Origin of the sequence: Neisseria mucosa, assembly GCF_003044445.1 — a bacterium.
Classification (GTDB): Bacteria; Pseudomonadota; Gammaproteobacteria; order Burkholderiales; family Neisseriaceae; genus Neisseria; species Neisseria mucosa_A.
Window position 1 is genome coordinate 177,455 of record NZ_POWX01000001.1, and the last position, 12,970, is coordinate 190,424.

At 55.1% G+C, this 12,970-nt stretch carries 12 protein-coding genes; 6 read left to right on the forward strand and 6 right to left on the reverse strand.

Annotation, left to right across the window (positions count from 1 at the left end):
• Nucleotides 1–44: 44 nt before the first annotated feature.
• Together DBY90_RS00980 and truC are read right to left on the reverse strand one after the other, a co-directional pair.
• Nucleotides 45–837, reverse strand: a protein-coding gene (locus DBY90_RS00980; protein ID WP_234403582.1) for an IS5 family transposase whose coding sequence is annotated in 2 segments (ribosomal slippage) — nucleotides 45–572 and nucleotides 574–837 — 792 coding nt in all. Because the reading frame shifts where the segments join, the coding sequence is not laid out codon by codon here.
• A gap of 291 nt (nucleotides 838–1,128) precedes the next feature.
• Nucleotides 1,129–1,836 (reverse strand): tRNA pseudouridine(65) synthase TruC, encoded by a 708-nt coding sequence (truC, locus tag DBY90_RS00985; RefSeq protein ID WP_070492936.1) that lies wholly within the window; start codon nucleotides 1,834–1,836, stop codon nucleotides 1,129–1,131.
• A 185-nt stretch (nucleotides 1,837–2,021) separates the two neighbouring features.
• Here truC and DBY90_RS00990 point away from each other — a divergent pair, with 185 nt between their 5' ends.
• Together DBY90_RS00990 and rsgA are read left to right on the forward strand one after the other, a co-directional pair.
• Entirely contained in the window at nucleotides 2,022–2,750 is a 729-nt protein-coding gene (locus DBY90_RS00990) for an LOG family protein (RefSeq protein WP_039404238.1), read from the forward strand.
• A gap of 275 nt (nucleotides 2,751–3,025) precedes the next feature.
• Entirely contained in the window at nucleotides 3,026–3,892 is an 867-nt protein-coding gene (gene rsgA / locus DBY90_RS00995; RefSeq protein WP_107986405.1) for a ribosome small subunit-dependent GTPase A, read from the forward strand.
• Nucleotides 3,893–3,988: 96 nt separating this feature from the next.
• Here rsgA and DBY90_RS01000 read toward each other — a convergent pair whose 3' ends face one another.
• Nucleotides 3,989–5,851, reverse strand: coding sequence for a ribonuclease catalytic domain-containing protein (locus DBY90_RS01000; RefSeq protein ID WP_070492900.1), 1,863 nt, complete (start codon nucleotides 5,849–5,851; stop codon nucleotides 3,989–3,991).
• A gap of 340 nt (nucleotides 5,852–6,191) precedes the next feature.
• Here DBY90_RS01000 and DBY90_RS01005 point away from each other — a divergent pair, with 340 nt between their 5' ends.
• The gene (locus DBY90_RS01005) at nucleotides 6,192–7,961 is read left to right on the forward strand and encodes an acyl-CoA dehydrogenase family protein (protein WP_070492902.1); all 1,770 of its coding nucleotides are present in this window, start codon (nucleotides 6,192–6,194) and stop codon (nucleotides 7,959–7,961) included.
• A gap of 69 nt (nucleotides 7,962–8,030) precedes the next feature.
• Here DBY90_RS01005 and dinG read toward each other — a convergent pair whose 3' ends face one another.
• The 3 genes from dinG to DBY90_RS01015 all read right to left on the reverse strand — a co-directional run bounded on the left by dinG (nucleotide 8,031) and on the right by DBY90_RS01015 (nucleotide 10,903).
• Nucleotides 8,031–10,181 (reverse strand): ATP-dependent DNA helicase DinG, encoded by a 2,151-nt coding sequence (gene dinG, locus DBY90_RS01010; RefSeq protein ID WP_070492904.1) that lies wholly within the window; start codon nucleotides 10,179–10,181, stop codon nucleotides 8,031–8,033.
• Nucleotides 10,182–10,224: 43 nt separating this feature from the next.
• Nucleotides 10,225–10,365 (reverse strand): hypothetical protein, encoded by a 141-nt coding sequence (locus DBY90_RS13075; RefSeq protein WP_199904687.1) that lies wholly within the window; start codon nucleotides 10,363–10,365, stop codon nucleotides 10,225–10,227.
• A 271-nt stretch (nucleotides 10,366–10,636) separates the two neighbouring features.
• On the reverse strand, nucleotides 10,637–10,903 hold the full coding sequence (locus DBY90_RS01015; RefSeq protein WP_039855617.1) for a DUF3079 domain-containing protein: 267 nt from the start codon (nucleotides 10,901–10,903) through the stop codon (nucleotides 10,637–10,639).
• A gap of 204 nt (nucleotides 10,904–11,107) precedes the next feature.
• Between DBY90_RS01015 and DBY90_RS01020 the strand changes: the two genes are divergently transcribed.
• The 3 genes from DBY90_RS01020 to DBY90_RS13515 all read left to right on the forward strand — a co-directional run bounded on the left by DBY90_RS01020 (nucleotide 11,108) and on the right by DBY90_RS13515 (nucleotide 12,816).
• Nucleotides 11,108–11,698 carry a sigma-70 family RNA polymerase sigma factor gene (locus tag DBY90_RS01020; protein WP_070492906.1) on the forward strand — a complete coding sequence of 197 codons (591 nt, stop codon included), beginning with the start codon at nucleotides 11,108–11,110 and terminating at the stop codon, nucleotides 11,696–11,698.
• 18 nt (nucleotides 11,699–11,716) lie between these two features.
• A complete protein-coding gene (locus DBY90_RS12540) occupies nucleotides 11,717–11,887 on the forward strand; it encodes an anti-sigma factor family protein (protein WP_141743849.1) in 171 nt (56 codons plus the stop codon).
• Between the two features lie 410 nt (nucleotides 11,888–12,297).
• On the forward strand, nucleotides 12,298–12,816 hold the full coding sequence (locus DBY90_RS13515; protein ID WP_070492908.1) for a c-type cytochrome: 519 nt from the start codon (nucleotides 12,298–12,300) through the stop codon (nucleotides 12,814–12,816).
• The last annotated feature ends 154 nt before the right edge of the window (nucleotides 12,817–12,970 follow it).

Here is a 12,970-nt window from a genome sequence, read left to right on the forward strand (position 1 = left end):
GAAACCAAAGTTTTCAGACGACTTTTTTCAATCTTAGAGCGTGTTCATAGTCTTCGTAGCAGGACTCCCAAGAAAGCCAAAGCTACCATTTGCAGACTGGTACTCAACTTACGCTCGCAGTTTTTCCAAAGCCGCCTGTTCTTTTCCAACCAGGAAAAGCTGCGCTCTACTACCCATCGCTTCGGCAATACTGCAAAACGGTGCAATTCGTTTCGTTTGGCAATCTCTACCTCCGCACCAATCAACTCCTGTACCGACGAAGCAAATGCCTTACCCGTGTAACCACCGTCAGCAAGGATTTTTTGTATCGCACCAAGATTATCCCGCCCACGTTCCAATGCCACCAGGCAGCCTTTTCTATCCGTAACATCCGCCGTCGTTACCGCAAGGGCATGCGGCAAACCTTGCGTGTCAACCGCTATATGTCGCTTGATACCGCTAACCTTCTTGCCCGCATCGTAGCCTTTTTCCATGGCGGTATCCGTGTTCTTCACACTCTGCGCATCAATAATCAGGAAAGTAGTTGCTTCATGGCGCCCCTGCTTGCGGCGCTCCGCAACTACCTGATTTTTTTAATGCTTCCTCAAGGATGCTGATGCCACTCTCGCGTGGTTTGGTCCATCTCTGGAAGTAGGAATGCACGGTGCGCCATTTGGGGAAGTCGCCCGGCAAAGCGCGCCAGGAGCAGCCAGTGCGTTGCAGGTAGAGAATGGCACAAAAGACATCGTACAAGTCCACCTGGCGTGGCGCTGTGCGTTTACGGGCACTTTCCAGCAGGGGAAGGAGAGGCGCAAATTGCTCGCGACTGATATCGCTTGGGTAGGTTTTTCTGTTCATGCCGATAGTTTACAGCAGAGGCTGAGACAATGAACACGTTCTTAAATCCCACTTCTTAATCAGAACAGTAAATAGATAAGACACCCTCAAAACAAACGTAGCGCGGGTTCTACCCGCGAAGCAGATGTCAGCACAAATACCCGAATCAGACTGACGGACAGCAAAGCTCGCGGGCAAAGCCCACGCTACGGGGTTAGGTTATCTCAAGCGTGTTTTGATTAATAAAGGTCGTCTGAAAACCGTGTCCGGCTTTGCAGCATAACCAATCTGCCTGTCGGTACGACTTTTCACTTACGCTTCAAACGCATCCAGCCAAATCTGCCAGCTTTCGTCGGTATCGGCACAGACGGTCAGGATTTCGCCGTTTTCGATGCTTTGGAACGACAGGCTTCGGGCGTGGAGCATGAGGCGGGTGGGGCCGAGGTGGGCGGCGGTGGCGTGATTTTGGCGCAGGTCGCCGTAGTTGGTGTCGCCGACGATGGGGTGGAAGATGTGTTTCATGTGGCGGCGCAGTTGGTGTTTGCGGCCTGTGTGCGGGATGAGTTCTGCCCACGAGTAGCGCGAGGTCGGGTAGCGGGCGGCGGATTGGAAGGGCAATTCGGTGCGCGCAAGGCAGCGGTATCGGGTTTGGGCTTCTTGGAGGGTGGCTTCGGTTTGGGATTCGGCGATTTTGTCGGGCTGATATTTGAGGGGGTAGTCGATGAGTCCGTCGTCGGGCAAATATCCGCGCACGATTGCCCAGTAGGTTTTGCGTGTGGTTTTTTGTTCGAACTGCTGCGTCAGCAGGCGGGCGGCTTCGGGGTCAAGGGCAAACAGGAGGACGCCGGATGTGGGGCGGTCGAGGCGGTGGGCGGGATAGACGTGTTGTCCGATTTGGTCGCGCAGGGTCTGCATGACGAACTGTGTTTCGTGGCGGTCGAGCCAGCTTCGGTGGACGAGCATTCCAGCGGGTTTGTTGACGGCGATGGTGCGGCTGTCGCGGTAGAGGATGTCGAGCATGGCAGGATATGGGCGGAAATGGGGGATTGTAACGCAAGCGGTCGCGGCTGCAATGGCAATCTTGGGCTGGAACGCATGATTCGGTTCAAATAAGGAACACTTGCTGCCGTTCATGTTTGCGTTTTCAGACGACCTCGGGTTCTGTCGGTTACAATGTGGGGGTTCAACAAGATGAAGGAAAAACTGTGAGCCTGCTCAAAAAACTGCCCAAGCCTATGCTGACCGATGAGGCGCGCCGCGAGATTCAGGCGCGGGAGTCGTATCATGTTTTGAAGATTATTTCGGAATTTGTCGAGGCGGGCGAGGAGCTGCGGGCAATTCAGCCTGCGGTCAGCATTTACGGCAGTGCGCGCACGCCGGAAAACCATCCCGACTACGAATTTACGCTGCGGCTGGCGCGCAAGCTCTCGGATGCCGGTTTTTCCGTTATTTCGGGCGGCGGGCCGGGGATTATGGAAGCGGCGAACAAGGGCGCGTTTGCGGGCGCAAGCCCGGCGGTGGGGCTGAATATCGTGTTGCCGCACGAGCAAAAAGCCAATCCGTATCAGGATTTGTCCATCAAGTTCCAACATTTCTTCCCGCGCAAAGTGATGTTTGTGAAACACGCGGTTGCGTATGTCGTCATGCCCGGCGGCTTCGGCACGCTGGACGAATTGTTTGAAAGCCTGACGCTGGTGCAGACAGGCAAAACGCCCGACCGTCCGATTATCTTGGTGGGCAAGGATTTCTGGTCGGGCTTGTTGGACTGGATACGCAAAGAGCTGCTCGGGCGCGGGCTGATTTCGGAAGCAGATATGGATTTAATCCGACTGATCGACGGCGAAGACGAAATCATCGAAGAAATCTTCGCGCATTACGAAAACCGCTTGGAAGATTTTTCCGAAGGCGTCAACGCGTGGTCGCTCGGATTGTGACGGGTTGAGAGGTCGTCTGAAAACCTTCCGAATCTCGCGGGTGAGTTGAAATCAAGACAAGCGGCAACGCCGTATCGGTTTCCAGTTAACCCGATATATAGTGGATTAAATTTAAATCAGGACAAGGCGAGGCAACGCCGTACTGGTTTAAATTTAATCCACTATAGAATCGTTTCAGACGACCCCTGCCTATTTCGGTACAATACCTTTTCGCCGCAAGGCTGCCATGCCGCTGCGAATATTCCCTTTATCCAATCCACCCGATCCAACCGTTCATGACCGATACCGCTCAAATCATTACCAGCTACGGCCGCCGCTACATCGTGCGCACGCCCGACGGCAAAACCTACGAAGCCAGCACGCGCAAAAAGCGGGTGGACTTCGCCTGCGGCGACCGCGTGCATATCCAAAACCTCAACGCCGAACAAGCCGTCATCGAAGACTACCTGCCGCGCGAAAGCCTGCTCTACCGCCAAGACGCTTGGAAAACCAAGCTCATCGCCGCCAACGTCAGCCAGCTCCTTATCGTTACCGCCGCCGTTCCCTCTCCCAGTGAAGCCCTGCTGCAACGCGCCCTCCTAGCCGCCGAAGCCGCGGGCATCCAAGCCGTCATCGTCCTGAACAAAGCCGACCTGCCCGAAACCGCCCTCTGGCGCGAAAAACTCAAATTCTACGAAACGCTCGGTTATCCCGTCATCGAAACCCGCGCATTGGAAAACGCCGACGTCCTGCGCCCCGTCCTGCAAGGGCATACCAACATCCTGCTCGGACAAAGCGGCATGGGCAAATCCACCCTGACCAACGCCCTCTTGGGCAACCAAACCGCCCGCACCGGCGACATCTCCACCGCGCTCGATTCAGGCAAACACACCACTACCCACGCCCAGCTTTACGATTTAAACGAAGCAACCCAATTAATCGACTCACCCGGTTTGCAAGAATTTGGCCTGCACCACCTCCAAGCCGCCGACCTGCTGCAATACTTCCCCGACCTGCTCCACCTCGTCGGGCAATGCCGCTTCCACAACTGCACCCACCGCGCCGAACCCGGCTGCGCCGTCAAAGCCGCCGCAGAAGCAGGCGAAGCCAAACCCGAACGCATCGAATTTTTGCAACGGATAACGGATGAGTTGTTGAGATAGGGTAGGCAATCGGAATTGTCTTTGTGAAATAAAAAAACGTCGTCTGAAAACTTGTAAAACAGGTTTTTCAGACGACCTTTTTTCATAACGGCAAACTTACGCAACCGCAGGGGCAACGGCTTTCACATAATTCAGCGCGATAAATTGCTTTTCGGGGTCAAGCTCGGTGATTTTGAGCAGGACTTGCGTTTTAGGCAGCGCGTCAAACGGGATGCCGGTGGCGCGCGTTACCAGCGGCAGGCCTTCGATGCGGACGAGGTCTTCTTTGAGGATGGTTGCGGTCAGCTCGCTTGTGCCTTGCTGTTGCAGGTACACGAGGCTCCAGTAGGCTTCCATCTGCCGTTGGAAATCGGCGTAGGCGGCGTAGGCGGTGTCGAAATCGCGCAGTGCGGCGAAGAGTTCGGCATCGCTTTGCTGGAAGAGCGGCTCGGCGGTGTCGTCTATCAGGCTGAGGAGTTGTTTTTGATTGATGTAGTCGGCGGCGCGGCGCAGCGGCGAGGTGAACCAGCCGTAATGTTGCACGCCCATGCCGATGTGCGGCTCGGATTTGGTGCTCATGCGCACTTTTCCGGCGGGTTGCACGCGGAAGAGGCCGGGCAGGTCGTTGTCATGGAGCATCTGCGCCCAAGTGCTGTTAGCCAAAATCATCATTTCGCTGACCAGCATATCGATGGGCGAACCGCGTTCGCGGCGGACGACGGAGACTTTGCCTGCTTCATCCAATTCGATGCTGTAATCGTATTGCGGCGCGCGGTCGGGTTCGTATTTGCCGCGTGCTTTTTGCAGGGCGACGGCGAATTGGTGGAACCAAATCAGGTCTTGATGGTGGGCGAACATCATTTCGCCGGCTTCGTCCAAGCCGGTTTCAGCGTTGAAATGCGGCTCGATGGTTTGAATGCGCAGGTTTTCAGCGATGTTGACGGCTTCGATTTTGCAGGTCGGCTCGCCGACGTTGAACTCGCTGTCCACATCAAAATAAATGCTGACGGCAGGACGGTACGCGCCCGCATCGAGGCTGAACGCGGCAATCCAGTTTTCGGGCAGCATGGTGATTTTGCCGCCAGGAAAATAGACCGTGCTCAAGCGTTCCATGATGTTTTTTTCCATTTTGTCGCCCGGTTTAACGGCGAGCGACGGTGCGGCGATGTGGATGCCGACGCGTTTCGTGCCGTTGCCCAAATCGGTCAGGCTCAAGGCGTCGTCCACTTCGGTGGTCGATTCGTCGTCGATGGAAAAGGCGGTAACGTCGGCCTTGGGCAGGTCGGGCAGGTCGGGCAGGGGGAGGTCGGGGAAACCTGTTCCTTTGGGGAAGTATTTGATTTCAAACCCGTCTTGCAGATATTGGGGAATGGACGTAATGCCGCCTGTTTTTTTCGCCAATTCATAGGCGGAGGTTTTCAGCGCGTCGGCGGCTTTGGTAAAGGCTTTGTAGGTCAGCGACTGCTTGTCGGGCGCGTGCAGGATGGTTTTCAAATCCGCCGCGATTTCAGACGGCATCTCGCCGCGTTTCAAGGCTTCCGCCCAAGCGTCGATTTGCGCGTCTTGCTGTTTTTTGCGTTCGATGGCGGCAAGTGCCTGTTTCAAAGTTTCTTCGGGCGCGGCTTTGAACACGCCTTTGGCTTTTTTGTAGAAATACATCGGCGCGGCGTACAGCGCAATCAAGGTCGCCGCCAGCTCGGTTTTGGTCGGCGCATGGCCGTAATATTCTTCGGCAATCGCCTCGGCGGAAAATTCTTCTTCGCCGCATACTTCCCACAATAAATCGGTGTCGATGTCCGCCGCCTGCGCCTGCGCGTTTTCCAAAAACGCCGCCATGTCGCCGTCGAACTCGGTAAAGACGTTGTTCGCCTTCACTTTGGTGCGTTTGCCGTGTTGGGTATCGACTTGGTAGGTGGCGTCGTTTTTTTGGACGATGGCGGCGACTTTGAATTGGCCGGACTCTTCATAAAAGATATTCATGTATTGCTGCTGTCAGGTTGAAGTGGGAAACGGGCGATTTTAGCAGATTCTTACTGATAAAGACGGACAAAAGGTCGTCTGAAAAACTTGCCCTCCCTTTCCCATTTCATTGAAACCGCCTTTTCAGACGACCTCCGCCTACTTTGACCGCGCTCAAACCTGTTGCGCTCCGCCCATGCTGCCTGATTTGAAATAATTTGTTTAAAAATAAAAGGATAGGTTTGCATTCTGCCCGAGGTCGTCTGAAAGTCTGCGCTTTGCAAACCTGTGGTTTAGGATTAGTATAACTATACCAATTTATCCTAAATCCATTTCAAATCATTCACTTCGGAGAGATTCCATGAGCTACACGGCCCCTGTAAACGAATTGCGTTTCGGCATCCGCGTGCACGGCAGGTTGGACGAAATCCTGCAACTGCCCCATGCGGAAGGTTTGGATGTGGAAACGGTGGATGCGGTGTTGGACGAGGCGGCGCGGTTTGCCTCGGAGCAATGGGCGGGCACCAACCGCACCGGCGACCTCTACGGCGCGGGTTTTTCAGACGACGTGATTACCACCCATCCCGATTTGGCGCGTGCCTACTATGATTTCTGCGAAGCGGGTTGGGCGGGTTTGCGCGCGCCGGCGGAGTTTGGCGGACAGGGGCTGCCGGCGGTCGTGTCGGCGGCGTGTGAAGAGATGTGGTGCGCCGCCAACCTCGCCCTGTCGCTGATGCCGATGCTGACGCTGGGGGCGGTGGACGCGCTGTTCAAACACGGCAGCGAGGAGCAGAAACAGACCTATCTGCCGAAAATGTGCAGCGGCGAATGGGCGGGAACGATGAATTTGAGCGAACCGCAGGCGGGTTCGGATTTGAACCACATCGCCACCCGCGCCGTGCCGAAAGAAAACGGCGCGTATGCCCTCAGCGGTCAGAAAATCTTCATCACTTGGGGCGATCAGGAAATGACGGAAAACATCGTCCATCTGGTGCTCGCGCGCCTGCCCGATGCCGCGCCGGGCGTGCAGGGCGTGTCGATGTTTATCGTGCCGAAATATTTGGTGAACGCGGACGGCAGCTTGGGCGGACGCAACGGCGTGCGCGCCATCGGCATCGAACACAAGCTCGGCATACACGCCAGCCCGACCTGTACGATGGAGTTCGACAACGCCGAAGGTTATCTGGTCGGCAGGGCGGGCAAGGGTTTGGCGTATATGTTTACCATGATGAAAACCGCGCGGCTGAACGTCGGCATCGAAGGCCACGCCGTCGCCGAACGCGCCTACCAAAACGCGCTCGCCTATGCGAAAGAGCGCGTGCAGGGACGCGACGAGGCGGACGGTTCAGACGACGTGGCGATTATCCGCCATCCCGACGTGCGCCGTATGTTGTTGATACAAAAGGCAACGCTTGCCGCCCAACGCGCCCTGTATCTGCGCGCCGCCGCCCTGACCGATTTTGCCGCCGCCTGCCCCGACAACGTATTGCGCAAAGAAGCCGAGCGCGAACTGGATTTCCTGATTCCCATCGTCAAAGCCTGGCCGACCGACAACGGCGTCGTCCTAACCAACCTCGCCGTCCAGATTTACGGCGGCGCGGGCTACGTTGAAGAAAGCGGCGTGGCGCAATACCTGCGCGACGTGCGGATTACGCCGATTTACGAAGGCACCAACGGCATACAGGCAGCCGATTTGGCAGGCCGCAAAACCACCGGCAAAAACGGCGCGCTGCCCTTGAAACTGCTCGCCGAAGGCAAAGAACTGGCGGACAAACTCGCCGCCGCCGAACCCGCCGCCGCGCAGCAACTGGCGCAAGCCATTGAAACAGCGGAACAAAGCATCGCCCGCATGGTCGGATACGCCGACCGTCCCGCCCTCGCCGCCGCCGCGTCCAACGCCTACCTGCAACAAATGGGGCTGACGCTCGGCGCCATCGGACTCGCCCGCGCCTACCTTGCCGCCGCAGCCGCCCAAGCGGAAGACGCCGACGGTTTCGGCAGCGGTTTCTACGCCGCGCAGCAACACAACGCCCGCGTCTATTGCGCCCACGTCCTGCCACAGGTTTACGCCTGCGCCGCGCAGATTGAAAACGCGCAGGCATTGCTGGATGTGCCGTTAGAGCTTTATTGAGGGATACGGGTTTGAAAAGAGGTCGTCTGAAACTGGATTTTGAGTTTCAGACGACCTCTTTTATGGGTTTCAACCTATCCTTTTAAACGGCGGCAGGCTGGCTAGTAATTGTTGGCCGTATCGCTGCGTTTTGACGCGGTTGTCGAGGATGGTCACGCGGCCGTAGTCTTGTTCGGTGCGGATGAGGCGGCCGACGGCTTGGATGAGTTTGATGCCGGCTTCGGGGACGGTGATTTCGATGAAGGGGTTGCCGCCGCGCTGTTCTATCCAGCGGTTTTGGGTTTTTTCGATGGGGTTGTCGGGCATGGCGAAGGGGAGTTTGGCGATGATGACTTGCACGCAGGCGGTGCCGGGCAGGTCGAGTCCTTCGGCGAAGCTGTCGAGTCCGAAGATGATGCTGGCTTTGCCTTCTTCTATGGCTTGGTGGTGTTTTTGCAGGAGGACGGCTTTGGGCAATTCGCCTTGTACGAGCAAGAGCGGCAGGTAGTCGTCGGGCAGGCGCAGGGCGACATCCTGCATTTGTTTGCGCGAGGAAAACAGGACGAGTGTGCCGATGGCTTCGGTGGGCGAAATGAGCTTGGGCAGCCATTCGACGATGGCGGCGGTGTGCGCGGCGGGGTCTTTGGGACTGGCGTGCACCGGCGGGATGTAGAGTTCGCCTTGCGCGTCGAAATCAAACGGGCTTTCTAGGGCGAGGGTGGTGGTTTCGGGCAGCCATTGCAGTCCGGTTTGACGCAGAATCAGGTTGAAGCTGCCCAAGGATTGCAGGGTGGCGGAGGTCAACACTGCGCCTGCCGCGCGCCGCCACAGGCTGTTGGCGAGGTGAGATGCGCTGCTGATGGGGCTGGCGTTGAAAATGTAGTCGTTTTTGTCGTCGGCGCGGCGGGTAATCCATTTTGCCAGCGGTTCTTCGCCCTCGAGGGGGACGGTGGAGAGCAAGTCCCATGTGGCGGTGATTTGTTCGACGCGGGCGCGGAATACGCCGAATTCTGTACTCAGGCGGTCGATTTGCGCGCTGTTTTGGTCTTTGTCGCGGCGGGCGGCGGAGAGGGCGTCGTTGAGGCTGTTGATGTGTTTGTAGAGGCTGCGGGCGGCGATGGCGGTGTTGGAAACGGTGGTTTCGAGACCTTCGGGGATTTTGCCGTCTTCCCACAGCCAAGTCGGTTCGCTGTTTGTCCGTCTGTCGTTTTCAGACGACCCCAAGCTCAAAGAAGGCTCTTCAGCGAGGTGGAACTGCCATTCGTGCAGGCTTTCGAGCAGCGCGGCGGCGGCTTCGTCGGCAAGGTTCGCCAATTCGCCTTTGTCGGTAAGCGCGGCGATTTTGCCGGTAACCTGCGGCAGTTTTTCCAACACCCACACGGCTTGGTTCCACGAATGCTCGGCGGCAAACTGGCTGAGTGCTTTCTTGGGCAGGTGGTGCGCTTCGTCGATGCAGTAGAAGCTGTTTTCAGGGTCGGGCAAAATCACGCCGCCGCCCATGCTGATGTCGACCATCAGCAAATCATGGTTGGTTACGACGACATCGACGGTTTCCAGCGTGTCGCGGGCAAGGTAAAACGGGCATTCCGGACGGTTGGGACAGGCGGTTTTGAGGCAGCCGTAGTTGTCGTTGTTCACCTTCATCCAGATGGTGTCGTCGATTTTTTCCGGCCAAGTGTCGCGGTCGCCGTTGAACCGACGGGCGGAAAATTCGTCGGCGATGTCGCGCAGCAGCTTCAATTCTTCGGGCTTGGGTTTGCTGTCCCACAAGACGGCGGGGGCTTCGAAGCCGAGCAGGTTTTGCTGGGCGTTGCTTTGCGTGAGTTGGTAGAGTTTGTAGGGGCAGAGATAGCGGCCGCGCCCTTTGGCAAGCGCGAAGGTCAGTTCCAAACCGCTTTTTTCCACCAAAAACGGCAGGTCGCGGTCAACCAACTGCTCCTGCAAAGCAACCGTCGCGCTGCTCACAATCAGCCGCTTGCCGCGTGTCTGCGCCATAATGCCGCCCGAGAGCAGGTAGGCAAGCGATTTGCCCACGCCGGTCGGCCCTTCGATTACGGCAATGCTCTCACCCTCGCGCTTGGGCGGCTCGCCGCCTTCTTCGCGCGTCAACGTCCGCGAAAAAGCGTTGGCAACCGCCGCAATCATTTCCCGCTGCGAAGCGCGCGGACGGAAACCGGGCAGGTTTTTGCCGATATTTTGGTAATGGTCGCGGATGGCGTTTTTTTCTAAATCGGTGAGCATCGAGGTCGTCTGAAAAGGTGGATTTGCTTATGAATTTGTTATTTTAGCATTTTTCGGAGGCGGGTTCGGGAGAGATGGGAGAGGTCGTCTGAAAAGCATATTTTGGCGTTTTCAGACGACCTTTGGTCAGGGAGGCTGTATCGGGATAGGAGGTTTGAACCGTTGTTGTTTCTGTTGCCGTCATTCCCGCGCAGGCGGAAATCCATTTTTTAAATTCAGAAACTGATTTTCCAAATCAAGGTTTCTCAAGTTTTACGATGGATTCCCGCCTGCGCGGGAATGACGGAATTGGATGATATACCATATTTAAAATTCAGTATGTTTGTTATAGAGATGGGCAGTAGCGGTTCGGCGCGGGCGGATTCGATTGCATTGGTGCATCGTTGAAATAAAGATAAGGGCGCATGATTGCGCCCCTTCGGTTTTCAGACGACCCCTTAAGTTTGGCGGGGTGCTTAAGCCGTTTTGTTCCGCAACGGCAGTTTGATATGCGGCTTGGCAGGTTTGGGGGCTTCTTTCAAGCCCAGTTCGATTTGCTGCTCTTCGCTCAACAAATTGCTCCAGTCGCCTTTTTTATACCACTCGCGCCCGTCCAATTCGATGGGGTGCTGGATGCGCTCGCAGCCGTTGCCGCACTGCAAATCGTCGTCTTTGCAATATTTGTCGCAACCCCAGCAGATGCGCTCCGGCGCTTTGGGGAAGATGGGAAATTTTTTGGCCATGATGTGAAATCCTTGTTTTTATTTTCATGAAATTATAAATGATTAGACCGCGGCAGCTTGGTTTTTGTACGTCTTTTTACGCTGGACAGTTAAGAAATGTATCAGGTCGTCTGAAAGGCAGAGTCTGTGCATCCGTCTGTTTCATCACACGCCTTTCCCATATCGGCGTAAAATCCGTACCCATTCATTCGATAATAATACATTATGCCCTTCCCCGAATTGACTGACGCCGAGCTTGCCGAATCCCGCAAGCTGCTCCTGCGTTTCGCCCGCATCCAGTTGCCCGACCGCCCCGATTTGGCGGAAGACCTTGTGCAGGAAACCATGCTTTCCGCCTACCGCGCTGCCGAAGGTTTCAAAGGTGATGCACAAGTCGGCAGTTGGTTGTTTGCCATTCTGAAAAACAAAATCACCGACTGCCTGCGCCAACTTGGACGGCAGCGCGAAGTATTCGCTACGCCTGCGGAAGAAATGTTGGACGAAATCTTTGAAGAACGGTTTGCATCAGACGGACATTGGATGGCGGACGGCCATCCGCAAACTTGGGCCTCGCCCGAAAAAACGTTGGACAATAAAGAGTTTCGTGAAATCCTGCAAACCTGCCTCTACCAAATGCCCGAAAACACCGCCCGCGTATTTACCATGAAAGAAATCCTCGGTTTCTCGTCCGACGAAATCCGCGAGCAATGCGGCATCAGCACGTCCAACTACCACACCATCATGCACCGCGCCCGCGAAACCCTGCGCCAATGCCTGCAAATCAAATGGTTCGGCAATACAGAATATGCCGGTTAAGCCAGTTAGGAAACCACGATGAACAAATGCCGCAAAGCCGCCTACCTGCTCTCCAAACAACAGGACGAAACCCGCCTGACTGTTCCCGAACGTGTCTTTTTAGGCAGCCACCTGCTGATCTGTCCCCATTGTCGCGAATATAAAAAACAACTCGACCTTATTCATAAAGCCATGAAAAAAATGTTTTGAGGCTGGCGGATAAGGTAAAAAGGTCGTCTGAAACCTGATTTTGGATTTCAGACGACCTTTTTCATAAGAGGAAGCACGGATTGATCGCCGTTGAAGATGAATTTTCTATGAAGTGGAAAGCCCGTAAAAAAGCCGAGTTTTTAAGCTCGGCTTTTGAAATTTGGCGGGATATGTGCGGATTTGAAGGAGCGGCAGACGCGGTTAAAACTGCCCAATAAGCTGGCGGTTTTATAGGAATGGTCGTGCGATGCCAACATTTTTTGTCTTTTTTCAGCACAAAATATGATTTATGCCAATATTTATCACTACAACCCGCTACATGAGTAAAAACATTCATATTATATGTGTTAAAATTTTTTAGCTGTTTAATAAACAGTACCTTAACCAAAAAAATTTAAGAAGGATAGGACATGAACAAATTACTAATTGCTGCAATGATGATGGCTGCATTGACAGCTTGTTCCCAAGAGGCCAAACAAGAAACTAAGGAAGCGGCTACCACCGTTGCCTCCGATGTTAAAGACGCTACTGCTTCTGCCGTTGATACTGTTGCTTCTGCCGCTCAAGAAGCTGCAAGCAAGGTAGAAGAGGCTGCCGACAAAGCTGCGTCAGAAGTGAAAGAAGCGGCTCCTGCTGAAGCCAAACCGGAAGAAAAACCAGCAGATGCTTCTTCTGCTAAAGTGGACGGTAAAGCCGTTTTTGAAGCCAACTGTAAAATGTGCCACGGCGGTACCATCCCGGGCGCTCCGGTTGTCGGTAAAAATGACGACTGGGCTCCGCGCATCAAACAAGGCAAAGAAACCTTGCACAAACACGCACTCGAAGGCTTCAACACCATGCCGGCAAAAGGCGGCAACACCAGCCTGAGCGACGACGAAGTCAAAGCGGCGGCTGACTATATGGCAAACCAATCTGGCGCCAAATTCTAAGCCGTACAAATCAAAACGCACCTTGCAATAAGGTGCGTTTTTTTATGGGAAAACAGCTTTATAGTGGATTAAATTTAAATCAGGACAAGGCGGCGAAGCCGCAGACAGTACAGATAGTACGGCAAGGCGAGGCAACGCCGTACTGGTTTAAAGT